Below are 21,631 nucleotides of genomic sequence, written 5' to 3' on the forward strand. Positions count from 1 at the left end.
TAAGCACAGGACTTGCGCGTCGTCTCCTTGCCCGCCATCCTTGCGGACAAGGGGGCTATGCGCGGTGCAGACTGCGCAGATCGGAAAGGGTCATGCGATGAAGCCGGCGCAAGCCGTGCCTCCCGCCCTCGGCCAGGGCCTTGCCTTCGGGCGCACCACGCTGGGCGATCCTTCGCTGACCGGCGAGGACGACCGCAGGCGCGTGCTGGAGCTGATCCTGCGCACGGATCCGGTGGTGATGCGCGTGCTGCGCATCGCCCGCAGCCTTGCCCTGCCGGACTGGCGGCTGGCCAGCGGCGCCATCTACCAGACCGTCTGGAACGCACTGACCGGCCGCCCGGCCGGCCACGGCATCCGCGATTTCGATCTGCTCTATTTCGACGGCGCCGACACCAGCTACGAGGCGGAGGACCGGGTGATCACGCGCGCCCGCCCGTCCTTTTCCCGCCTGCCGGCGCCGGTGGAAATCCGCAACCAGGCGCGCGTTGCCCTGTGGTTCCGGCAAAAGCACGGCATCGACTACCCTTCGCTCTCCTGCACGGACGAGGCGCTGGTCAACTATGCCGCGCGCACCCATTCGGTCGCCGTGCGGCTGGAGGCGGACGGCCGCCTGTCGCTCGCCGCGCCCTTCGGTCTGGCCGACATCTTCGCCATGCGGCTGGTGCCGAACCCGGTGCTCGACAATGCCTCGACCTATCTCGACAAGGCGCTGCGAATGAAGGCCGCCTGGCCGGAGCTGGAGATCCTGCCCTGGCCGTCGTCCGGGCGGACGGGTGTCGCGCCGGGTGTCGACGAGCCCACTCCCGAGGCGGCCAACGAGGACGAGCCGAATGAGGAGACACCTGCCGGCGCATCGGCGCCGCTCTCCCACCGCGAGGAATTGCTGCGGCAGAGCCCGTTCCGCCGCCATCTCGCCGGCGACCGCTACGCCCGCCTCGTGAGAGGCGACTTCGGCGCGCCGTCAGACCCCGTGGAAGACGGGGAGGACGAGGGCGACGAGACGGATGCGGCGCAGGCCTCGCGCCCTGCCGGTCCTTCGGCCGCGGATCAGCCGGCGGCGAGCGTTGCCCGCGACTGGATCCGCGTCTCCACCAGCCCGCGCAGCGAATTTCCCAGATAGATCTTGTCCGCCTTGGCGAGGTCCTCGGGCCGCAGGTCCGCTTCCACCGCGCGCCCCGTGTCCAGCAGCGCTGCCCTCAGCGTGCCCGGCAGCAGCCCGTGCCGCAGCGCCGGTGTCAGCAGCCGTCCGCCGCGCGCGAGGAAGAGGTTGGTGAAGCTTCCTTCCGTCAGAAAGCCCTCGTCATTGGCGAAGATCACCTCGTCGCAGCCGGTCGAAGCGGCCAGCCGCGCCCGCGTGCCGTCATAGGTCTCGCGCCGCGTCGTCTTGTGCAGCAGCAGCGGATCGTCGGACGGCATCGTCACGTCGGCGAGCACCGCCGTCCAGTGCGCGACAGCCGGCGGCAGCTCCCGGTCCTCCAGCGACAGCTTTCCGCTGCCCGCCAGCTCCAGCCGCACCCGCCGCGGGCCGTCGAACGCGCCGGCCCGGCCTGCCAGCAGCGCCCGCGCACCCTCCACGTCGAGCGGAAAGCCGAGCCGCGCGGCGCTGTTGATGAGCCGGCTAAGGTGCCGTTCCAGCAGCAGGTATCCGGAAAGCGGATCGCCGGTCTCCGCCGGGTGCCACGCCATCGTCTCGAACAGCGAGAAGTCCGGCGCCCGGCGCTCCAGGAAGGCGAGCTTCAGCCGGCACTCGTCGTATTCCGGGGTGCTGGCGGAATCGAACACCAGCCCCGATCCCGCGCCCGCCTCGAACCGGCCGTCCGCCTCCACCACCAGCGTGCGGATCGCCACGTTGAAGCGGAAGTCGCCGGAAGGCTCCAGATGGCCGATGCCGCCGGTATAGATGCCGCGCGGCCCGCTCTCCAGCCTATGGATGGCCTGCATGGCCGAGAGTTTCGGCGCTCCGGTGATCGAGCCGCAGGGAAACAGCTCGCGCATGCAGGCGGCGAAGCCGGTCCCGGCCGGGACCTCGCCCTCCACGGTCGAGGTCATCTGGAACAGCGTCGCATAGGGCTCGACCTCGAACAGGCGCGGCACCTGTACGCTGCCCGTTTCCGCGATGCGTGACAGGTCGTTGCGCATCAGGTCGACGATCATCACGTTCTCGGCTTGCGACTTCGGGTCGCTCGCGAGCGCCCGCGCGATCTGTCGGTCTTCCTCGCCCGTTTGCCCGCGCGGCGCAGTGCCCTTCATCGGCCGCGTGGCGACGCGCGTGCCGCGCCGCTCCAGGAAGAGCTCCGGCGACAGCGACAGCACGGTCCGGGTGTCGGTGCGCAGGAAGGCCGCATGGCCGACCGGCTGCGACAGCAGCAGCCGGGCGAACAGGATCGCCGGATCGCCGGTGATCTGCCCGCGCGCCCGCATGGTCAGGTTGGCCTGGTAGATATCGCCTCTGGCGAGATGCGCGCGCACGGCGGCAAAGGCCGCATCGTACGCCTCGCGCGTCAGCTCGAAGCCGTCGACGCGGGCATCCGTTCCCGCGCATCCCTCCTGCGCGATGTCGCCGGCACCGAGCCGCGCCAGCCCCTCGCTCAATGTCAGCTGTTCGGGCGCATCGAAGACGGCCAACCGCACCAGCGGCAACGCCGGATCGCTCGGCGCCAGCGGCCGCAGTTTCTCCTCGAAGGCGAAGCCCGCCTCATAGGCGATGTATCCGGCGACATGGAAGCCCGCGCGAGCCGCTGCTTCCGCCTCGGCGAGGGCGGCCGCCACGTCGCTCACTTCATGGCAGGCGATGACGCGCCGCGGCCGGGCGAACAGCAGCGCCGTTCCCGCTCCCGCGTCGAAAAGCACCAGCGTCTCGGAGGGTCTTCCGGGAGCTGTCGCCCGCCCCGCGTCGCCGCTCTCGTCGTCGCCGCTCTCGTCCATGTGCTGCCGGCCTCGTCCTGTCGGTCCGTCCTCCCCCGCGCCCTCTTAAGCCCGTTGCCCCGCGTTGCATAGCCGCCGGCGCGACACGGGACCCGCCCGTTTGCGCCGTCCGGCCTCACACGGCGGCGAGGACGAAGGTCATCAACGTGCCGTAGGTCTCGCACATGCGTGCATGCACCTTGTCGAGGATGCGGCGCGGCGAGCCCATCAGCCGGCCCATCACATGGTCGCGCGGATAGCGGTACAGCTTGCCGATCAACCGGGCGATGCCGCGCTTGCCGGTGACATGCGCAACGCCCGCATGCTCCGCCGTCAGCGTCTGCCACAGCATCTCGTAGTTCTCCGGCATCGGCCGCGGCATGTCGCAGAACGCCGCCCCCGTCTTGCGGGCGATCAGTGTCGTGCTGCCGCTGCTCTGGGGCAGGATCTCGAAGCCCGCCTTCAGCACCATCGCCTTCAGCGTTTCGTGGCTGAAATTGTGGATATGGGCGTAGTGGAAGCGGGTCCAGGGCGCGTGGCTGGCATGGCCGATGTCGGGCACCGCGACGCACAGGATGCCGCCCGGCCGCAACAGCGTGTTGAGAAAGCGCAGCGAGGCGAGCGGGTCCGGCAGGTGCTCCAGCACATGGCTGAGGTTGAGAATGTCGAAATGCGCCTTCGGCAGGTCCGCCTCCTCGAAGGTGCAGTTCTGCACCGGCAGGCCGAGCTCCTCGCGGGTGTATTCCGCATAACCGGTGTTCGGCTCGACGCCGGTCACCTCGAAGCCCGCCTTGCGCGCCATGTAGAGGATCTCGCCGCTGCCCGAGCCGATGTCGAGGAAGCGGCGCCGCTCCGGCCCGACCAGCGCGGCCAGCTCCGCCACCCGCTGATACGCGCCCGGCGCGTAGCGGTAGACATGCTTGAGCTTCGGCTTGTGGGTGCCCTTGTAGGCCTTGCGGTAGTCCTCGGCGTAGAACCGCTGCAGTTCCTCCGGCGAGGGGATCGGGTGGCTGTGCACCAGCCCGCAGCCGGTGCAGATCACCGTTGTCAGCTTCTGGAACCCGCGCCCCACCAGCGAGACGATGCGCCGTTCGCGCGTGTCGCAAACCGCGCAGTTTCCTCCGGCCTCCAGGGTCTGGCCGGTCTTCATCTTCTCCCTCACATCGCCTCCCAAGCGCTCGTTTCCTGGACGTTTCGCGGGGCCGCGCCGGGCCCGGATTCAATCGCAATGGAACCTAGTAATTCTGCATAGGTTTACAAGGCTGGGTGCCGCTGCGGCATCACTTCTTTCGTTTTCCTTCTTCCCGCGACCCGCTACAGAATCCGGCTGGGAGCAATTTCGGAGCAATTCATGACCGGCGATCAGATCGCGATCATTGCCATCCTCGCCCTTGCGATGGCGGCCTTCCTGTCCGGCCGCCTGCGGCACGACATGGTGGCAATGGGGGCGCTGATCGCCTGCGTCGCGGCCGGCCTCGTGCCGTCCGAGGAGGCTTTCGCCGGCTTCGGCCATCCGGCGGTGATCACGGTCGCCTGCGTGCTGGTGCTCAGCCGCGGGCTGCAGACCTCCGGCGCCGTCGACGTGCTGGCCCGCACCGTGCTGCCGGACAATGCCGGGCGCACGCTCAGCCTCGCCGCGCTGACCGGCCTCGGCGCCGCGCTCTCCGGCTTCATGAACAATGTCGGCGCCATGGCGCTCCTGATGCCGGTGGCGCTGCAGCTCGCCCGCCGCCTCGACATGACGCCCGGCCGCATGCTGATGCCGCTCGCCTTCGGCACCATTCTCGGCGGCATGACGACGCTGATCGGCACCCCGCCCAACCTGATCGTCTCCGGCTTCCGTGCGTCCGCCGGCGGGGGCGGCGGCAGTTTCTCCATGTTCGACTTCGCGCCCGTCGGCCTCGCGGTGGCCTTGGCCGGCCTTGCCTTCATCGTCACCATCGGCTGGCGTCTGGTGCCGATCACCCGCGCCGCCGCGGGCGAGGCCTTCGAGGTCGGCTCCTATCTCACGGAAGTGCGGGTGGAGGAGAAGGGCAAGGCCGACGGCATGAACCTCTACGAGATCGAGGCCGAGCTCGACAAGGCCGCGGCCCAGGTCGTCGGCATGGTGCGCGGCGGCCTGCGCGTCAGCGCCCCGCGCGGCAACCGCCGGGTCCAGGGCGGCGACGTCCTGGTGCTGGAGGCGGATGTCGAGGGCATCGCCGAGGCGCTGTCGAAGCTCGACCTGACGCTGGAAGAACAGGCCAAGGCCCGCGACGAGGAGCGCGAGGAGAAGGAGCGCGTGCGCGAGGAGGAGGCCCGGCGCGAAGAGGACGAGCAGCGCCGCCGCGAGATCGACGAGGCGGCCAGTCTCGGCGACGTCGCGCTGGAGCCGGAGCCCGAACCGGCCGAACCCGAAAGCCCGGCCGAAGGCGAGGGGGATGCGGAAAAGGGCGAGGCGGGCGAGGCCGCCGACGCGGATGCCCGCGAGGTCCGCCGCGATACGGAAGCCGAGGAAGTGGTGCTGCGCGAGCTGGTCGTCCGGCCCGAGGCGCAGCTGGTCGGCCGCTCGGCGCGCGACCTTGCCCTGCGCAGCCGCTTCGGCGTCAACCTGCTCGGCGTCTCGCGCAACGGCCGCCGCTCGACCACGCGTCTGCGCACCCTGCAGCTGCAGTCGGGCGACCTGCTCTTGATGCAGGGCCCGGCCGACGTGCTGGCGGAGTTCGCGGCCGAGACCGGCTGCGTGCCGCTGGCCGAGCGCGAGCTGCGCATCCCGGACAAGCGCAAGGCGCTGCTGGCGGCCGGCATTCTCGGCCTGTCGATCCTGGTGACGGTCATCGGCCTGCTGCCCGCCTCAGTGTCCTTCGCCGCCGGCGTGCTGGCCTCCATGCTGCTGCGCACGGTGCCGCTGCGCTCGGTCTACACGGCGATCGACTGGCCGGTGGTGGTGCTGCTCGCCGCGCTCATTCCCGTCGCCGGGGCGATGGAGGCGACCGGCACGGCCGAGCTCATCGCCACCTTCCTCGTCGGCACGCTGGCGCAGGGCCACCCCGTCGCGGCGCTGGCGATGGTGCTGGTGGTCACCATGTTCCTGTCGGATGTGATGAACAATGCGGCGACGGCAGCCGTCATGTGCCCCATCGCCATCGGCATCGCGGCGACGCTCGGCGTCAACCCGGATGCCTTCCTGATGGCCGTGGCCATCGGCGCGTCCTGTGCCTTCCTCACACCCATCGGCCACCAGAACAACACACTGATCCTGGGGCCGGGCGGCTTCGGCTTCGGCGATTACTGGCGCCTCGGCCTGCCGCTGGAGCTGGTCGTGGCGGCGGTGGCGGTGCCGATGCTGCTCCTCGTCTGGCCGCTGTAGCGGCTCGCGGCGAGGAGCAGGACGGGCCGGATCGCGGCGTCGGACGATCAGGCGCGCTTGCGCCCCGTGAACATCGCCGCCACCAGGTTTTCCTTGTGCTCGAAGCTGGCCAGCAGCACGCCCGCCACATGCAGGAAGATCAGCGCCAGCGTGCCGTTCGCCAGCACCTCGTGCACGTCCTCCAGCCACCTCGCGTCGCGATAGGCCAGCGTCTCCATCATGTAGCCGGTGACGCAGATGCCGGCGATGGCGGCGATCAGCGCCAGCACCATGGCTCCGCCCGCCGGATTGTGGCCGATGTGCCGCCGCGCCTTCATCCGCACGCTGTCGGCGAGAAACCGCAGCACCTCGGCCGGCGGCCGCACGAATTGGGAAAAGCGCGCGTGCTGCGGGCCGACGAAGCCCCAGACGATGCGCAGGGTCAGCAGCCCGGCGATGGTGTAGCCGGCGATCTCGTGCACCTGCTGCACCTCTTCCGCCGTCGCATAGGCGATGGCGAAGCCGGCGACCAGCGACCAGTGGAACAGGCGCACCAAGGGGTCCCAGACCCGCACGGTGCCGGCTGCCTCCGGGGCGGCATCCGCACCCGCCGGCGGGGCGGACGGCATCGCGCCGTCCGCTTCCGCCTGGTTCAGGGGGCTGTTCATCCCCGTTCGCCGCGCTTGTCGTCGCGGCGCAGGATCTCGCCGGTCACCGGATGGACGTCGGCCTCGATGCGCGCACCGTTGGCGTCGTGGCCGTCGATCTCGTAGACGCCGTCGTCGATCTCGATCTCGCGGATCTTGTAGCCGGCGGCTTCCATCTTGGCCGTCACGTCGGCAATGCTCATCCACTGGTCGCGCGGCGCGTCGATGCCCCAGCGGTTGCGGCCGTCGTCGTCGTCGGCCATGGCGAGGCTCGGCGCGGCGACGAGGGCGAAGAGGGCGATGGCAAGGGTCTTCTGCATGATGGATGCTCCTGTTTGCGTTGCCGCGGTCCGCTGTCGAACCGCGAATGACGCCACCTTGCACCACGCCCCCTGACGCCGCGCCGATGCGTGTCGTCAGGCAATTGTCAGGATCGCTCCCCTATAGGAACAAGGTCATGACCGCACATCCCACCCGCCGCCGTTTCCTTCTTGCTCTTGCCGCCGTGCTGCCCGTGCTGGCTGCCGGCGGATGGCCGGCCGTCGCGCGTGCCGACGACGACGACGATCACGAGCGCGCCCGCCGCCTCTTGCGCTCCGGCGAGATCCGGCCGCTCTCGGAAATCCTGTCGAGCGTCGAGCGCAGCGTCGGCGGCCGCGTGCTGGATGTTGACTTCGAGCGCGACGACGGCCGCTATGTCTACGAGCTCAAGATGGTGATGCCGTCCGGGCGCGTGCGCGAGGTTACCGTGGACGCCGCCACGGCGCGGGTCATCAAGATCGAGGACGATTGATGCGCCTGCTCCTGGTGGAGGACGACGAGCGCATCGCCCGCGATGTCGCGGCCGCGCTGACGGCCGCCGGCTATGTGGTCGAGCGCGCTGCCGACGGCGAGGACGCCTGGTTTCTCGGCGACACGGAGGATTTCGACCTCGTCGTGCTGGATCTCGGCCTTCCCGTTCTCGACGGCCTGTCGGTGCTCAAGCGCTGGCGCGGTGCCGGACGCACCATGCCCGTGCTGGTGCTGACCGCCCGCGGCGCCTGGGCCGAGCGGGTCGAGGGCATCGATGCCGGTGCCGACGACTATCTCGCCAAGCCCTTCCGCATGGAGGAGCTGGTCGCCCGCGTCCGCGCGCTGATCCGCCGCTCCGTCGGCGTCGCCACCCCCGCCATCGCCGCCGGGCACTTGACGCTCGACACGCGCCAGATGCGCGTTTCCCGCGAGGGCGTGCCGCTGGCCCTCTCGCCGCTCGAATACCGCCTCACCGCCTATCTCATGCACCACAAGGGACGGGTCGTGCCGCCGACCGAGCTGCTGGAGCATCTTTACGGCGACGACGATGCCCGCGACGTCAACGCGCTGGAAGCTGTGGTGGCGCGGCTGCGCCGCAAGCTCGGGCCGGATGCCATCGAGACGCGCCGCGGCTTCGGCTATCTCGTCGCGGACGCGCCCGCGTGAGGCCTCACGCCGCCCCGGCCGCCCGGCGGCGCGGCTCGCTGCGCCTGCGGCTCATCCTGGCCGGCGCCGTCTCGGTGCTCGCCGCGCTGGCACTCGCCGCCGCCGGCCTTCTGGTGCTGTTCGAGCGCCATGTCGAACGGCGCATCGACCAGGAGCTTTCCGTTCATCTCGACCAGCTGGTCGCCGGCCTCGACCGCACGCCCGACGGCGCGCTGGTTCTCGTGCGCCCGCCGGGCGATCCGCGCTTCGCCGTGCCGCTGTCCGGTCTCTACTGGCAGTACGAGGACCACGGGGCAGGGTCGGCACAGGACGCCGTCGAGGGGGCGATCCAGCGGTCCCGCTCGCTCTGGGATTTCGAGATGGCCCTGCCGGCGGAAGGGGAGGGCGACCCGCTGCCCCACCGCCACACGATTGCCGGTCCCGGCGACACGCAGCTCCTGCTGCTGGAACGGGTGGTCGAGCTGCGCGGCGCGCCCGTCCGCGTTGCGGTCGCCATCGACCGGCGCGAGATCGATGCGGCGACGCGTGCCTTCGGCCTCGACCTTGCGCCCTATCTTGCCGTGCTCGCCCTGTTCCTGATGGCCGCTGCGGTGGCGCAGGTCACGGTCGGCCTGCGGCCCCTTGCGGCGGTGCGCGACGGGCTCGCCGCCATCCGCTCCGGCCGACGCACGCGGCTGGGCGACGATTTTCCCGACGAGATCCGTCCGCTCGCCGGCGAGCTGGACGGGCTGCTCGCCGCCCGCGAGGCGCAGGTGGAGAGCGCCCGCGCCCGCGCCGGCGACCTTGCCCATGGCCTGCGCACGCCGCTGCAGGTGCTGGCCGGCGATATCGAGCGCTTGCAGGCGCGCGGCGAGACCGAGATCGCCGCCGAGATCGAGACCGTCGCGCTGTCGATGCGCCGCCATGTGGAGCGCGAGCTTGCCCGCGCCCGCCTTGCCTCCGGCCGGGGCACGGCAACCGCCGCCCCTGCCGCCGTCGCGCGTGCCGTCGTCGCCGTCGTCTCGCGCACGCCCGCCGGCTCCCGGCTCGACTGGCAGGTGGAGATTGCCGAGGATGCGCGCCTTGCCATCGATCCCGACGACCTGGCCGAGGCGCTCGGCAATTTGGCCGAAAACGCGGCTCGCCACGCTGTCGCGAAGGTCCGCTTCACTCTCGACCCGGTCCCGGACGACGAGCAGACGCTGCGCGAAACGCCGCGCCTCGTCCGTCTTGCCGTGCGGGACGACGGGCCGGGCATTCCGGACGACATGATCGGCCCGCTCACCGCCCGCGGCGGCCGGCTCGACCTTGCCGGCGGCAGCGGCAGCGGCGCCGGGCTCGGCCTTGCCATCGTCTCGGAGATTGCCGAAGCTTGGGGCGGCAGCCTCGTCATCGAGAACCGCGATCCGGGCCTCGAAGCGGCCCTGTGCCTGCGCCCCGCGCCGTCCGGCGAGTGAGGCCGGCGGGCCTCAGACCTGAAGCGCGTCAGGCCGGCGGCGGCAGGATGGTCATGCCGGTCGCGCCGGCCACCTGCATCACCTTCGCCACATCCGGCGGCCCGTCCATCGGCGCCGGCGCTGCCGTCCCCTCGGCAACCGGCGTGCCCAGTTCGGTGAAGAATCGCTCGTGCATGTGGCCCGGCGCGTTCAGGATCAGCACCCGTGCCGGCGCCGGGCCGCGCGCCGTGAAGGCATGCACCGCCCCGTCGGGGATCGACACATGGCTGCCCGGCCTAGCGACGCGCGTCTCGCCCGCCACCATGAATTCGACCTCGCCTTCCAGCACGTAGAAGGCTTCCGTCTCGCCGGCATGATGGTTGGGCGGGGCGCCCAGTCCCGGCGGCACCACGGCTTCCACCAGACAGTACTTGCCCAGCGTGTCGCCGGGAAAGGCATGAAATTTCATCAAGATGCCGAGTGTCTCATACGTTCTGGCGCGAGTGTCCGCCACGGCCTGTCCTCCACTTGTGAGAGGGTTGGAATGGTTTTATGATACACAAGTCTTTTTATGAGACAAGTGTCTTATTATGAGGAATCAGAGTGGCAACTCGTGAACGCACGTCCCAGAAGAACCGCACCCGCGAGGCGATCCTTGCTGGCGCGCGTGCCCTGATCGAGCGGGGTGAAGCGGTGACGGTCACCGCCGCGGCGGCCGAGAGCGGCATCTCCAAGGCGACGGCCTATCGCTACTTTTCCGATCCGGCGGTGCTGGCGGCCGAGGCCGGCCTTGCGGTCGAGGTGCGCGACTATGCGGAGATCGTGCAGGGCTGCGATACCCCGCGCGCCAAGGTGCTGGCCGTCAGCCTCTACCTGTTCGACCTGGCGCTCGCCCATGAGGCGGCCTTCCGCCAGTTCCTGGCGCGCAATCTCGATTGCTGGCTGGCCGAAGGAGGAGGGGAGGCGACGCGCCGCGGCGCCCGCCGTGTCGCCATGTACCGGCAGGCCCTGTCCGAAGTCCGGCCCGCCCTGCCGGCGGACCGTCTGGCCGTTCTGGTCGGCGCGCTATCGGCGGCAACCGGCACCGAGGCGATGATCGCGCTCGACGACATTGCCCGCCTGTCGCCGGACATGGCCCGTCAGGCCGTGCGGGAGACCACCGAGGCGCTGCTCGACCGGTTTCTCGGCACCGCCTAGGCCCGGGCCTTGCGCCTCACACCTTCTGCGCCACCAGGAACCGCGCCTTGCGCGAGGCCGGGTGCAACTCGGCTTCCAGGATCCGGAAACCGGCATCGACCATCGCCTGGTCCAGCTCGGCGATGCTGAAGAAGCCGACATGCGGCGCCTTGCCGACCAGCTGCATCGCCCGGATCAGCGGCAGCATGTACCAGCCCCAGCTTTTCAGGCAGACGGTCTTGGAGATCAGCAGCCCGCCGGGCTTCAGCCGGGCTCTCAGCGCGGCGAGCGTCGCCGGCAGGTCTTCCGCCATATGCAGCATGTTGAAGGCCAGCACCGCATCGAAGGGCGGGGTGCCAGCCGCCAGCTCCGCCTGTCCGGCCTCCATCACCGAAGCCTCGCGGAAGGCGAGGTTTTCCGCCATTGCGTCGGCCGCCTTCTCGTTGGCGATGGCGATCATCTGCGCCGAGATGTCGGTGCCGAGATAGCTGCCCGTGCCTGCGGCCAGCCGCAAGGCCGTCGTGCCGGTGCCGCAGCCGACCTCCAGCACCCGGTCCTGCGGCGTCAGCCGCGCGGCCGTCGCCTCCAGCGTCCGCCGGTAGGACGCCTCGTCCTTGATCGGGTCGGCGGCATATTTTCGGGCCGCCTTGTCCCAGAATTCGTCCTGCCTGCGCATCGCCCCTTGCTCCGTCTGCGGGTCGTCGATCCGGCTCTGGTCTAGCCCGAGGGCGTTTCAGAAGAAATTGCATAAAAACGCAGCGTCGTTATACGTTTTTGCATGGTTTCGCCGCTCCGTCCCGCCTTCGACTGGAACCGCCTGCGCGCCTTTCTCGTCACCGCCGAGGAAGGCTCGCTGTCGGCCGCCGCCCGCATCCTCGGGCTGACCCAGCCGACGCTCGGCCGTCAGGTCGCAGCGCTCGAGCAGGAGCTCGGCGTTGCCCTGTTCGAGCGGGTCGGCCGCTCCCTCAGCCTCACCCGTTCGGGGCTGGAGCTGCTGGAGCACGCCCGCGCCATGGGCGAGGCGGCGGGCCGCGTTTCGCTTGCCGCCTCCGGCCGGGTGGAGGCGGTGGCGGGCGAGGTCACCGTCACCGCCAGCGACGTCATCTCCGCCTGGCTGCTGCCGCCGGTGCTGGAGCGCCTGCGCGAGGCGGCGCCCGGCCTGTCGCTGGAGATCGTCGCCACCAACAGCCTGCGCGACATCCGCCGCCGCGAGGCCGACATCGCCATCCGTCATGTCGAGCCGCAGGACGGCGAGCTGATCGCCCGGCGGATGCCCGACATGCAGGCCCGGCTCTACGCCTCGCGCGATCTCGTCGCCCGCCGGGGCGGTCCGCCGCGCGATGCCGCCGCGCTCTCCGCCTGGCCCTTCGTCGGCTTCGAGCGGTCCGACCGCTTCCGCCTGGCGCTCAACGCGCAGGGCCTGTCGCTGACGCCGGACAGCTTCCCGCTCGTCAGCGACAACGGCGTCGTCGCCTGGCACTACGTTCGCGCCGGGCTCGGCGTCGGCGCCATGATCGACGACGTCGCCCGTCTCGCGCCGGAGGTCGAGTGCCTGCTGCCGGAGCTTCCCGCGATTCCCGTCCCGGTCTTCGTGGTCACCCACCGCGAGCTGCACACCAGCCGGCGGATCAGGATCGTCTTCGACCATATCACGGCGATGCTGGGCGGGGATTGATTGGCGCGGGAGCGGGGATAACGGCAGGGCGCGCGTCCGGTGCAGCGGGCAGGTCCGGGGCGGCAGGTCCGGGCCGTGCCTCCAGCGCCTGCCGCGCGCACTTGTCCCCGCCCTGTCCCCGTTTGGGCAGATGCGGGCGATTTGGCGAGATTGCGACGATTGAGACGCGAAAGGCCGATATTGAGACGGGATTTTGCAAAATCCGTCTCGAAATTTCTCGAAATCCGGCACGCCGTCGCGGCATGCAAAAAGGGCGCGCCGTCGGCCGGCGCGCCCTTCGAAATCGTGGTCTGCGCGGGGCAGACGAGCTCTCGCGCCTCAGGCTGCGAGGGCGCCCTTCGCCTTCTCGGTCAGCACCTTGAACGCATCCGGCTCACGGATGGCGATGTCGGAGAGAACCTTGCGGTCGATGGTGATGCCGGCCTTGTTGAGGCCGTCGATGAAGCGCCCGTAGGTCATGCCGTGCTCACGGACAGCGGCGTTGATGCGCTGGATCCAGAGCGAACGGAAGTTCCGCTTGCGAACCTTGCGGTCGCGATAGGCGTACTGTCCGGCCTTCTCGACGGCCTGCTTGGCAACGCGGATCGTGTTCTTGCGACGACCGTAGTAGCCCTTGGCGGCCTTGAGGACCTTCTTGTGCTTTGCGTGGGCGGTAACGCCCCTTTTGACACGCGACATGGGATGTAACTCCTTGAAAAGTCTAGAACGCCGTCAGGCTCAGCCGTAGGGCAGGAACTTCTTGACGATGCGGGCATCGGGCTCGGCCAGAGTGGTCGTGCCGCGTGCGTTGCGGATGAACTTGGCGGAACGCTTGATCATCCCGTGACGCTTGCCCGCCTGAGCGGTCTTGACCTTGCCGGTCGCGGTCAGTTTGAAGCGCTTCTTGGCGCCGGACTTCGTCTTCAGCTTGGGCATTTTGCATCCTTTCTCGACCCGGCGGTGCTGATCCGCCGGTTGTTGTTGGAAGCCGTTTTATGAGCCGCCACGGCATGCCCTTTTGTCGCGGGCTCCGGCCGAAACACGGCCGGTCCCGTGAAGCCGGGCGGCTCGGGACACGGGCTTATAGGCAAAGCCGCCGGGAAACGCAAGCGTTCCGGCGGCCTGCCGGACCTTGCGCCGCCCCTTTGCGGCGCTTCGGTCGACCCGTGCCCGAAAACTGCGAAACCCGGCCCTTTTTTCAGGCCGGGTTTCGTGAAAACCGCCGCGTGTCGCGGCCGTGCAGGGTGGCAGGCTTCAGCGCGCGATCGGCGCCAGCACCATCACCATCTGACGGCCTTCCAGCCGCGGGTGGGATTCGACCTTGGCGAACTCCGCCGTCTCGTCCCGCACCTTGTTGAGCAGCGCAACGCCCAGGTCCTGGTGCGCCATTTCGCGTCCGCGGAACCGCAGGGTGACCTTGACCTTGTCGCCTTCGTCGAAGAAACGCTTCATGTTCCGCATCTTCACCTCATAGTCATGGGTGTCGATATTCGGACGCATCTTGATTTCTTTGACTTCGACGATCTTCTGGTTCTTGCGCGCTTCTGCAGCCTTCTTCTGGCTCAGGTACTTGTACCTGCCATAGTCCAGGATCTTGCAGACGGGCGGCGAAGAGTTCGGAGAGATCTCGACAAGGTCCAGACCGGCCTCTTCGGCCATCCTCAAGGCGTCTTCCGTAGGTGTGACGCCGAGGTTCTGTCCATCCTGATCGATGAGCTGAACTTCCCGAACGCGGATCTCTTGGTTTGTGCGCGGGCCTTCCTTGGTCGGCGGCGGTGCGCGGTATGGACGGCGAATGGTCGCTATCTCCTCTAACGTTTCAACAACTTGGCGAAACCGGCTCCCGGCCGGCGTTCCGCCCTGCAACGCAAATACCCCGAACGCCGGGCGTCGGGGAGTCCATGCGCGCCGCAAGGCGCCAGACCATGAAAATCGAGCGAAACCGTCGCAGAGTCAACCGGTTTCACGCGAAAGCCCCCATCGCACGGGGGCGGAGACGGTACAGGGAGGCGGTTGCCGATCCCCTCAACCCTCTCCTTGCGGAGCCGGAGCAGTCGATGAATGATGTATAATCCAAGTATTTAAACCTTGAATTGCATTGAATGACAGTATTAACGCGATCTTCAACTCTGGCTGCGATGAGAGGCGAGGGAGGGGAATGAAGAACCGGCCGCGTGCGCGATGCAGGACGCGCTGCGGCTGCGACCTCCGTGCTTGCAGGAGACTGCCCGTGTCCCTTCCGTTCTTTCGCTCCGGCGTGCCGTTGGCCGCCCGCGTCGGCGTGCTTGCCGCAATCGCGGTGATCGCCGTCGCCGTCCTCTCGCTCACCCATTACGCTGGCGACAGGGGCATGAGCACGGCTCTCGACCGGCTTTCGGACAACCGCTCGCTGCAGTCGCTGGCGGCCAGCGTCGCCAATGAAACGCTGCAGATGCGCCGCCGCGAAAAGGACTTCCTGCTGCGCCGGGACGATGCCGAGGTGCAGCGCTACGACGCCTCGGTGTCGACAGCGCTGGCTGAGCTCGATGCCATGGCCGGTCTCGATGCCGCAGCGCCCGTGCGCGACCGCATCGATGCGGTCAGGAGCGCCGTGGCCGCCCATCGCGACCAGTTCGCCAAGGTCGTCGAGGCCTATCGCGTCATGGGCTTCGACGAGAAGAGCGGCCTGCAGGGCGAGCTGCGCACCGCGGTGCATGCGGTCGAGACGCGCCTGAAGGCGGCGGATCTCGACGCCCTGACCGTCAAGATGCTGATGATGCGCCGGCACGAGAAGGACCTCATGCTGCGCGGCGACATGAAATATGTCGGCGAAGTCGATGCCCGCCGCACCGAGTTCGACACGCTGCTGGCCGCCTCGCCCCTTGGCACCGCCGAACGGGCCGAGATCGCCAAGCTGATGGACGCCTATCTCGGCGGCTTCAAGGCCTATGCGGCCATCAATGCGACCATCGGTGCCGAGGTCGGCGTCCTCAGCGACGTCTACGCGCGGCTGACGCCTGAGGTGGAGGCGGTGGAGCAGGCGGCGGAGGCGGGCCTTGCCGCGGCGGAGGCCGATCTAGCGGCAACGCGCGGCACGGTTTCGACGGTCTTCGTGGCGAGTGCCGTTGCGACCCTGGTCATTGCTCTCGGCCTTGCCTGGTTCATCGGGCGGGGCATCACGCGGCCGGTCGTCGGCCTCACCGGTGCGATGCGCGCGCTTGCCGATGGCGACACCTCGGTCGAGATCCCGGACGCCTCGCGGCACCTGGAGATCGGCGCGATGGCCGGCGCCGTCGAGGTGTTCCGCGCCAACGCGATCCGCAACCGGGAGCTGGAGGCGCAACAGGCCGAAAACGAGAAGCGTGCGGCCGCCGAAAAGCGCGCCGCGATGGAACAGCTTGCCCGCGAGTTCGATGCCAGCGTCGGCCGCATCGTCGGCATGATCTCGCAGGCCTCGCACGACCTGTCGAGCGCCTCGCGGACCATGGCCTCGCTGTCGGAAGACGTCGACACGCGCTCGGCCAATGTCGCGGCCGCCTCCGAGCAGACCGCCGCCAATGTCCATACGGTCGCCGCGGCGACGGAAGAGATGAACGCCTCGATCGAAGAGATCAGCGGCCAGATCATGCGCACCTCGAGCTCGACCCAGCAGGCCGCCGACGAGATCATGCGCACCACCGGCCAGATGGAGGCGCTCGCCTCCGTCGCCAACCGCATCGGCGAGGTCGTGTCGATGATCTCCGGCATCGCCGCCCAGACCAACCTGCTGGCGCTCAACGCGACCATCGAGTCGGCGCGCGCCGGCGAGGCAGGCAAGGGCTTTGCGGTCGTCGCAGGCGAGGTCAAGGCCCTGGCCGGCGAGACCGCCAAGGCGACCGACGGCATTTCCGGGCTTGTCGCCGAGATCCAGACCGAGACCCGCAACGCGGTTGCGGCAATCGACGGGATCGGCCGGCTGATCTCCGACATCAACGGCACCGCAACGGCGATTGCCGCTGCCATGGAGCAGCAGGGGGCGGCCACGCGCGAGGTGTCGCGCAACGTGGTCGAGGCCGCGTCCGGCAGTCGCGCCGTCTCCGACGGCATCTCGGGCGTCAACACCGCCTCGCGGGAAAACCGGCGCGCCGTCACCACCGTCACGTCCGCAGCCGCGACGCTGTCGGACCAGTCGGACGAGATGCGCCGGGAGGTCGAGCGCTTCCTCGCGCACATCCGCAACGCCGCCTGACGCCTTGCATCTCCCGCTGGCGCCAGCGCGTCAGCGGGCCTTCGCCAAGCTGTCGTAGACGGCGAGCGTTGCCCCGCACATCGCCTCGACCGTGAAGTCCTGCCGCACATGGGCGAGCGCCCGTGCGGCCAGCGCCTCGCGGTCCTGCGGCGCAAGCGCCAGCATTTCGGCGAGCGCCGCGGCCAGTGCGGCGGCATCGTTCGCCGGCACGCGCCAGCCGGTGCGTGCCTCCTCGGCGACATCGGGCGGCGCCAGCACCGTCTCGGGCACCGCGCCGAGGTTCGTCGCCACCACCGGCACGCCGGCGGCCTGCGCCTCGACGGCGGCCCGCCCGAAGGCTTCCGGCTCGATCGAGGCGACCACCGCGACATCGGCAAGGGCAAGGGCGGCGGCGACATCGGCGCAGTGGCCGACCAGCCGCACCCGGTCCGAAAGCCCGGCATTGGCGATTCGCGTCTTCAGCTCCGCCACATAGGTCTCCCGCCCCTGGGCATCGCCCGCCAGGATCGCCGTCCAGCCGGAAGGCGCGCCGGGCGCAGCGGCAAGCCGCGCCAGCGCATCGATCAGCACCGTCTGGCCCTTCCAGTGGGTGAGACGGGCAAGGTTGAGGATCACCCGTTCGCCGTCCCGAAGCCCCCATGCGTCGGCCAGCGCCTGCCGGCGCTCGGGCGAAACGGACGCGGGATCGAGCGCGGCAAGGTCGGAGCCGCGATGGATGACGGTGATGCGGTCCTTTGCGAAAGGGTGTCGCTCGGCGATCAGCGCGGCCGTGTAGCGGGAGTTGGCAATCACCGCGTCGCCACGCGCCATCACGGAATTGTATAGCCCCTTCAAGGCATTGGGCTGATTGTAGATGCCGTGATAGGTGGTGACGAAGGGCAGGCCCAGCCGCCGTGCCGCGATCAGCGCCGACCAGGCCGGCGCACGCGAACGGGCATGGATCAGGTCGACCCCTTCCTTGCGGGCAAGGCGCGTCAGCGCGCCGGCATTGCGCCAGATGCCCAGCGGCGACTTTCGCCCCACCGGCAGCGTCACATGTTCGCCGCCGACAGCCTCCAGCTCCGCCACCAGACGGCCGCCGCGGCTTGCGACGATGGCCCGGTGCCCGGCCGCGACCAGCGCCCGCGCCACGTCGACCGTCGTGCGTTCGGCGCCGCCCGTCTGGAGGTCCGGGATGACTTGCAGCACGGTTCGGCGGGTCACGAAGGCTCCTGTCGGATGGGGCAAGCGAAAGCCCGGCGCGGACTTTTCAACGCACGCGACCTGTGCCACATCGGGCGCCAGTGAGGCAATACGGTCAGGCAAGACGGCAAGGCAAGTCAGGCGGAGACGACGATGGACGGGCAGGCTCAGGATCAGGTGCGCCATATCGAGGTCGGTGCGGACAGGCGGCGCATCGCCGTCCTGCGCGAGGACGGCACGCCGGGGCGCTGCGGCGTGCTGTGGCTCTCCGGTTTCAAGTCCGACATGGCCGGCACCAAGGCCGAGGAGCTCGCCGCCTGGGCGCGCGCCACGGGCCGTGCGGTCACCCGTCTCGACTATTCCGGCCACGGCGTTTCGGACGGGGAGTTCGAGGACGGCACGATCTCGCGCTGGACGGAGGAAGCCCTGGCCGTGCATGCCGCCTTCTGCCGCGAGCCGACTATCGTCGTCGGCTCGTCCATGGGCGGCTGGATCGCCTTGCTGCTGGCACGGGCGCTGGTCGCACGGCCGATTGAGGTCGCGCCGCTCGCCGGCATGGTGCTGATCGCCCCGGCGCCGGACTTCACCGAAGAGCTGATGTGGAAGCACGAGTTCACCGACGAGATCCGCGAGACGATCCTGCGCGAGGGCCGTTTCGAGCGCCCGTCGGAATACGACGACAGTCCTTACGTGATCACCCGCGCGCTGATCGAGGACGGCCGCAAGAACCTGCTGCTCGGCGGTCTCGTGGAGACCGGCTGCCCGGTCACCATCCTGCAGGGCCAGCGCGACGATGCCGTGCCCTGGCGCCATGCGCTGCGCCTGACCGAATGCCTGGCGCTGGATGACGTCGTGCTGACCCTGATCAAGGACGGCGACCACCGGCTGTCGCGGCCGCAGGATATCGAGCGGATGATCGCCGCCGTCGAGGTGCGCGCGACCGAGGCCGAGGCGGAGGCCGGCTGACCCTGCGGTAGGCTCGGCGCGCCTGCGTCCCTTTGCCCGTTCTTTTTGCAGAACGGGTCATCGGTTTGTCTTATTTCGCGCAAAGGCTTGGGCAGGCATGATCGGTCCTGCGCAGCCGGCCGGGGCCCCCCTCGCGCGAGCAGACGGCGATGCGCGAGCAAACAGCAAGCGGAGGCACGCAATCCATGGCAGCAGCACGCAGGCGTTTCATCCTGGCGATCGACGGAGGCGGAGTTCGCGGACTGATTCCGCTGCGGATCCTGGAAACGCTGGAGGCACGGCTGCGCGTTCTGGGCAAGACCCAGCCGCTTCATCGCTATTTCGACATGATCGGCGGCAGCTCCACCGGCGGGCTGATCGCCGCGGGTCTTGCCGCCCCGCGCCCCGACGACACCAGCGGCGCGCCGGCGGCCGGCGTTGCCGAGTTGCGCCGCTTCTTCGAGGTGGAGGCGCGCGAGGTGTTCCGCCGCAAGAGCCTGTTCGAGCGCTTCGTCGCCAACCCGCGCGCGGTGTTCGACGAGCGCTATGACGAGCGCCCGCTGGAGCGCATCCTCAAGGAGCAGCTCGGCTGGACCTCGCTGCAATCGGCGCTGACCCGCCTGGTGCTGACCGCCTACGATCTCGGCCGCCGCGAGGCGGTCTTCATGACCAACGGGCGCCAGAGCGACGGCAGCCGGCCGGACGACTACTACCTGTGGCAGGCGGTGCGGGCGACCACGGCGGCCCCGGCCTATTTCGAGCCGATGCGCGCGGAAAATCTGACGCATGGCGACGAGCGGGTGCTGATCGACGGCGGCGTCGTCATGAACAATCCGACCCTGGCGGTCTGGCTGGAGGCGATGAAGCTCGGCTGGAAGCCGGAAGAGATCACCATCCTGTCGCTCGGCACCGGCGCCGACATCCGCCGGTCCTGGACGTTCCGCGAGGCGGCGTCCTGGGGGCCGCTCGGCTGGCTGCTGCCGGCCAACGGCGTGCCGCTGCTGTCCGTCCTCGCCCATGGCCAGTCGACCACCGCCGCCTATCAGGCGCAGCGCCTGCTGCCGGCCGCCGGCATCGGCGAGGTGGTGCGGCTCGACGGCGACCTGCCGGCCGGGGCGGAGGCGATCGACAACACCCGCCCGGGCAACATCATCGAGCTCAACGGCGTTGCCGACCGCATCATCCGCGACAACACCCAGCTGCTCGACCGGTTGGCGCAGGAGATGAGCGAGTGGCCCGAATAGCCGGTGGCCTGCCGGCGATTGCCGCGACTGGCGCTCGGCTTTTTCGTTTTATGGTTAACCGTCCGTAAACGCTCCGGCGCGACACTGGGTGCGACTGTCGGCGCAGTGTGCCGGCGGGCAGGGCCAGCGCGGAACGAAAGGAGCCGGCCATGACACCCATGCGTGCATCAGCCAAGTCCCTCGGTGACCGGTTTTCGGAAGCTGCGCCGCAAGCCGGCCGGCACCCGCTTCTGCTCGCGCTGCTGGCTTCCGCGTCCATCGCGGGCCTTGCCATGCTTCTGCCGGCACCCGCGGGCGCTGCTCCGCTGCCGCGCGAGAAGCCGGCCAGCCTGATCGCCGCCGAGGCGATGTCGCGGCTGGAAGAGCGGCGGGTGACGACGACGCGGGTCCTGCCCTCGACCGATATCGGCGATCTCGTCGATGCACGGAGCGGACAGCCCGCTGCTCCGGCCGCCCCCTCCGGCGAGGTCTATTCCAGTTTCGCATCGCCGCCCCTGCCGCGTCCGGCCCCGGCTGAGCGGCCCGTGGTGGTTGCCGCCGCGCCGATGCAGCTTGTCGCGGCCCCGCCCGCCTCTTCGCAGCCGGTTCTCCCGCCCTCCGCCGTGCGGCCGGGTGCCGTTGCCAAGGAGCTCTTCGGCGCGATGCGCGCGCCCGCGCCGCTGGCCGCCCGGTCCATCGGCTCCTATGCCAAGGGTTGCCTTGCCGGGGCGACGGCGCTCGCCGTCGACGGGCCGGCCTGGCAGGTCATGCGCCTGTCGCGCAACCGCAACTGGGGGCATCCGCAGCTCGTCGACATGCTGCAGCGCCTGGCGAACGATGCGCCGGCGCTCGGCTGGAACGGCCTGCTCGTCGGCGATCTCGCCCAGCCGCGCGGCGGGCCGATGACCTCCGGCCATGCCAGCCACCAGATCGGCCTCGATGCCGACATCTGGCTGACGCCGATGCCGGACCGCACGCTGTCGCGCGAGGAGCGCGAGAGCATGTCGGCCGTCTCCATGCTGAAGGGCTCGTCCGAACTGCCGGGCGCCGACCGCGGCGTCGACCCGGCGAAGTGGAGCGATGCGCGCGCCCGGCTGATCCGCCGCGCCGCGCAGGACCCGCGCGTTTCGCGCATCTTCGTCCATCCCGGCATCAAGCAGGCGCTGTGCCGCTTCGAGACCGGCGAGCGCGGCTGGCTGCGCAAGGTCCGGCCCTGGTGGGGCCACCACTACCACTTCCATGTGCGCATCGCCTGTCCTGATGGCAGCGTCGGCTGCAAGGACCAGGACGCACCGCCGCCGGGCGACGGCTGCGGCCAGGAACTGGCCTGGTGGCTGTCCGACGAGCCCTGGGTGCCGAAGAAACCGAAGAAGACCGACAAGCCGGCAGTCCCGACGAAGAAGAAACAGCTGACGCTGGCGGCGCTTCCCCAGGCCTGCACCGAGGTCCTGGTGGCGAGGTGAGGGGACATCGAACTCGATATGGATAATCG

The 21,631-nt window shown here is 69.7% G+C and carries 21 protein-coding genes; 11 read left to right on the forward strand and 10 right to left on the reverse strand.

Going from position 1 to position 21,631, the window contains the following annotated elements:
- The first annotated feature begins 97 nt into the window (after nt 1-97).
- A complete protein-coding gene (locus BBX35_RS23260; protein WP_088946132.1) occupies nt 98-1,120 on the forward strand; it encodes a nucleotidyltransferase family protein in 1,023 nt (340 codons plus the stop codon).
- Here BBX35_RS23260 and pabB read toward each other — a convergent pair.
- Nucleotides 1,048-2,925, reverse strand: coding sequence for an aminodeoxychorismate synthase component I (pabB, locus tag BBX35_RS19935; protein WP_083206461.1), 1,878 nt, complete (start codon nt 2,923-2,925; stop codon nt 1,048-1,050). The genes BBX35_RS23260 and pabB overlap by 73 nt on opposite strands.
- 115 nt (nt 2,926-3,040) lie before the next feature.
- A complete protein-coding gene (locus tag BBX35_RS19940) occupies nt 3,041-4,066 on the reverse strand; it encodes a class I SAM-dependent methyltransferase (RefSeq protein WP_141402619.1) in 1,026 nt (341 codons plus the stop codon).
- 189 nt (nt 4,067-4,255) lie between these two features.
- Here BBX35_RS19940 and BBX35_RS19945 point away from each other — a divergent pair, with 189 nt between their 5' ends.
- The gene (locus BBX35_RS19945; protein ID WP_067223841.1) at nt 4,256-6,253 is read left to right on the forward strand and encodes an SLC13 family permease; all 1,998 of its coding nucleotides are present in this window, start codon (nt 4,256-4,258) and stop codon (nt 6,251-6,253) included.
- A gap of 47 nt (nt 6,254-6,300) precedes the next feature.
- Here BBX35_RS19945 and BBX35_RS19950 read toward each other — a convergent pair whose 3' ends face one another.
- Together BBX35_RS19950 and BBX35_RS19955 are read right to left on the reverse strand one after the other, a co-directional pair.
- Nucleotides 6,301-6,900 carry a cytochrome b/b6 domain-containing protein gene (locus BBX35_RS19950; RefSeq protein WP_083206462.1) on the reverse strand — a complete coding sequence of 200 codons (600 nt, stop codon included), beginning with the start codon at nt 6,898-6,900 and terminating at the stop codon, nt 6,301-6,303.
- The gene (locus BBX35_RS19955; protein ID WP_067223843.1) at nt 6,897-7,199 is read right to left on the reverse strand and encodes a PepSY domain-containing protein; all 303 of its coding nucleotides are present in this window, start codon (nt 7,197-7,199) and stop codon (nt 6,897-6,899) included. The genes BBX35_RS19950 and BBX35_RS19955 overlap by 4 nt, the downstream gene beginning before the upstream one ends.
- A gap of 137 nt (nt 7,200-7,336) precedes the next feature.
- On the opposite strand from BBX35_RS19955, the gene BBX35_RS19960 reads away from it, so the two are divergent.
- From BBX35_RS19960 to BBX35_RS19970, 3 genes are read left to right on the forward strand one after another with little or no spacing between them, the layout of a single operon-like run.
- Nucleotides 7,337-7,672, forward strand: a complete 336-nt coding sequence (locus BBX35_RS19960) for a PepSY domain-containing protein (protein WP_067223846.1) — start codon at nt 7,337-7,339, stop codon at nt 7,670-7,672.
- Nucleotides 7,672-8,337: a response regulator transcription factor gene (locus tag BBX35_RS19965; protein ID WP_067223848.1), complete on the forward strand. Its 666-nt coding sequence runs from the start codon at nt 7,672-7,674 to the stop codon at nt 8,335-8,337. The genes BBX35_RS19960 and BBX35_RS19965 overlap by 1 nt, the downstream gene beginning before the upstream one ends.
- Nucleotides 8,334-9,773 (forward strand): sensor histidine kinase, encoded by a 1,440-nt coding sequence (locus BBX35_RS19970; RefSeq protein WP_067223851.1) that lies wholly within the window; start codon nt 8,334-8,336, stop codon nt 9,771-9,773. Before BBX35_RS19965 ends, BBX35_RS19970 begins: the two co-directional genes overlap by 4 nt.
- Before the next feature lie 28 nt (nt 9,774-9,801).
- Here BBX35_RS19970 and BBX35_RS19975 read toward each other — a convergent pair whose 3' ends face one another.
- On the reverse strand, nt 9,802-10,221 hold the full coding sequence (locus BBX35_RS19975) for a cupin domain-containing protein (protein WP_083206464.1): 420 nt from the start codon (nt 10,219-10,221) through the stop codon (nt 9,802-9,804).
- A gap of 134 nt (nt 10,222-10,355) precedes the next feature.
- On the opposite strand from BBX35_RS19975, the gene BBX35_RS19980 reads away from it, so the two are divergent.
- Nucleotides 10,356-10,949: a TetR family transcriptional regulator gene (locus tag BBX35_RS19980; RefSeq protein ID WP_067223856.1), complete on the forward strand. Its 594-nt coding sequence runs from the start codon at nt 10,356-10,358 to the stop codon at nt 10,947-10,949.
- A gap of 16 nt (nt 10,950-10,965) precedes the next feature.
- On the opposite strand, the gene BBX35_RS19985 is transcribed toward BBX35_RS19980, so the two are convergent.
- Nucleotides 10,966-11,604, reverse strand: coding sequence for a class I SAM-dependent methyltransferase (locus tag BBX35_RS19985; RefSeq protein ID WP_067223859.1), 639 nt, complete (start codon nt 11,602-11,604; stop codon nt 10,966-10,968).
- A gap of 102 nt (nt 11,605-11,706) precedes the next feature.
- Here BBX35_RS19985 and BBX35_RS19990 point away from each other — a divergent pair, with 102 nt between their 5' ends.
- A complete protein-coding gene (locus BBX35_RS19990) occupies nt 11,707-12,603 on the forward strand; it encodes a LysR family transcriptional regulator (protein ID WP_067223861.1) in 897 nt (298 codons plus the stop codon).
- Between the two features lie 318 nt (nt 12,604-12,921).
- Here BBX35_RS19990 and rplT read toward each other — a convergent pair whose 3' ends face one another.
- The 3 genes from rplT to infC all read right to left on the reverse strand — a co-directional run bounded on the left by rplT (nt 12,922) and on the right by infC (nt 14,379).
- Complete coding sequence (rplT, locus tag BBX35_RS19995; RefSeq protein WP_067223863.1) at nt 12,922-13,281, reverse strand: 50S ribosomal protein L20; 360 nt, start codon at nt 13,279-13,281, stop codon at nt 12,922-12,924.
- Nucleotides 13,282-13,320: 39 nt separating this feature from the next.
- Nucleotides 13,321-13,518, reverse strand: a complete 198-nt coding sequence (gene rpmI / locus BBX35_RS20000) for a 50S ribosomal protein L35 (RefSeq protein WP_067223866.1) — start codon at nt 13,516-13,518, stop codon at nt 13,321-13,323.
- Nucleotides 13,519-13,836: 318 nt separating this feature from the next.
- Entirely contained in the window at nt 13,837-14,379 is a 543-nt protein-coding gene (infC, locus tag BBX35_RS20005) for a translation initiation factor IF-3 (protein ID WP_083206482.1), read from the reverse strand.
- A 433-nt stretch (nt 14,380-14,812) separates the two neighbouring features.
- On the opposite strand from infC, the gene BBX35_RS20010 reads away from it, so the two are divergent.
- The gene (locus tag BBX35_RS20010; RefSeq protein WP_067223869.1) at nt 14,813-16,789 is read left to right on the forward strand and encodes a methyl-accepting chemotaxis protein; all 1,977 of its coding nucleotides are present in this window, start codon (nt 14,813-14,815) and stop codon (nt 16,787-16,789) included.
- Nucleotides 16,790-16,819: 30 nt separating this feature from the next.
- Here BBX35_RS20010 and BBX35_RS20015 read toward each other — a convergent pair whose 3' ends face one another.
- Nucleotides 16,820-17,992: a glycosyltransferase gene (locus BBX35_RS20015; protein ID WP_244271672.1), complete on the reverse strand. Its 1,173-nt coding sequence runs from the start codon at nt 17,990-17,992 to the stop codon at nt 16,820-16,822.
- Nucleotides 17,993-18,124: 132 nt separating this feature from the next.
- On the opposite strand from BBX35_RS20015, the gene BBX35_RS20020 reads away from it, so the two are divergent.
- The 3 genes from BBX35_RS20020 (at nt 18,125) to mepA (ending at nt 21,602) form a co-directional block, all read left to right on the forward strand.
- A complete protein-coding gene (locus BBX35_RS20020) occupies nt 18,125-18,937 on the forward strand; it encodes an alpha/beta hydrolase (RefSeq protein ID WP_067223872.1) in 813 nt (270 codons plus the stop codon).
- Nucleotides 18,938-19,122: 185 nt separating this feature from the next.
- Complete coding sequence (locus tag BBX35_RS20025; protein WP_067223874.1) at nt 19,123-20,160, forward strand: patatin-like phospholipase family protein; 1,038 nt, start codon at nt 19,123-19,125, stop codon at nt 20,158-20,160.
- Nucleotides 20,161-20,705: 545 nt separating this feature from the next.
- On the forward strand, nt 20,706-21,602 hold the full coding sequence (gene mepA, locus BBX35_RS20030; RefSeq protein WP_208979892.1) for a penicillin-insensitive murein endopeptidase: 897 nt from the start codon (nt 20,706-20,708) through the stop codon (nt 21,600-21,602).
- Nucleotides 21,603-21,631: the final 29 nt, after the last annotated feature.

Origin of the sequence: Stappia indica (assembly GCF_001696535.1) — a bacterium.
Classification (GTDB): Bacteria; Pseudomonadota; Alphaproteobacteria; order Rhizobiales; family Stappiaceae; genus Stappia; species Stappia indica.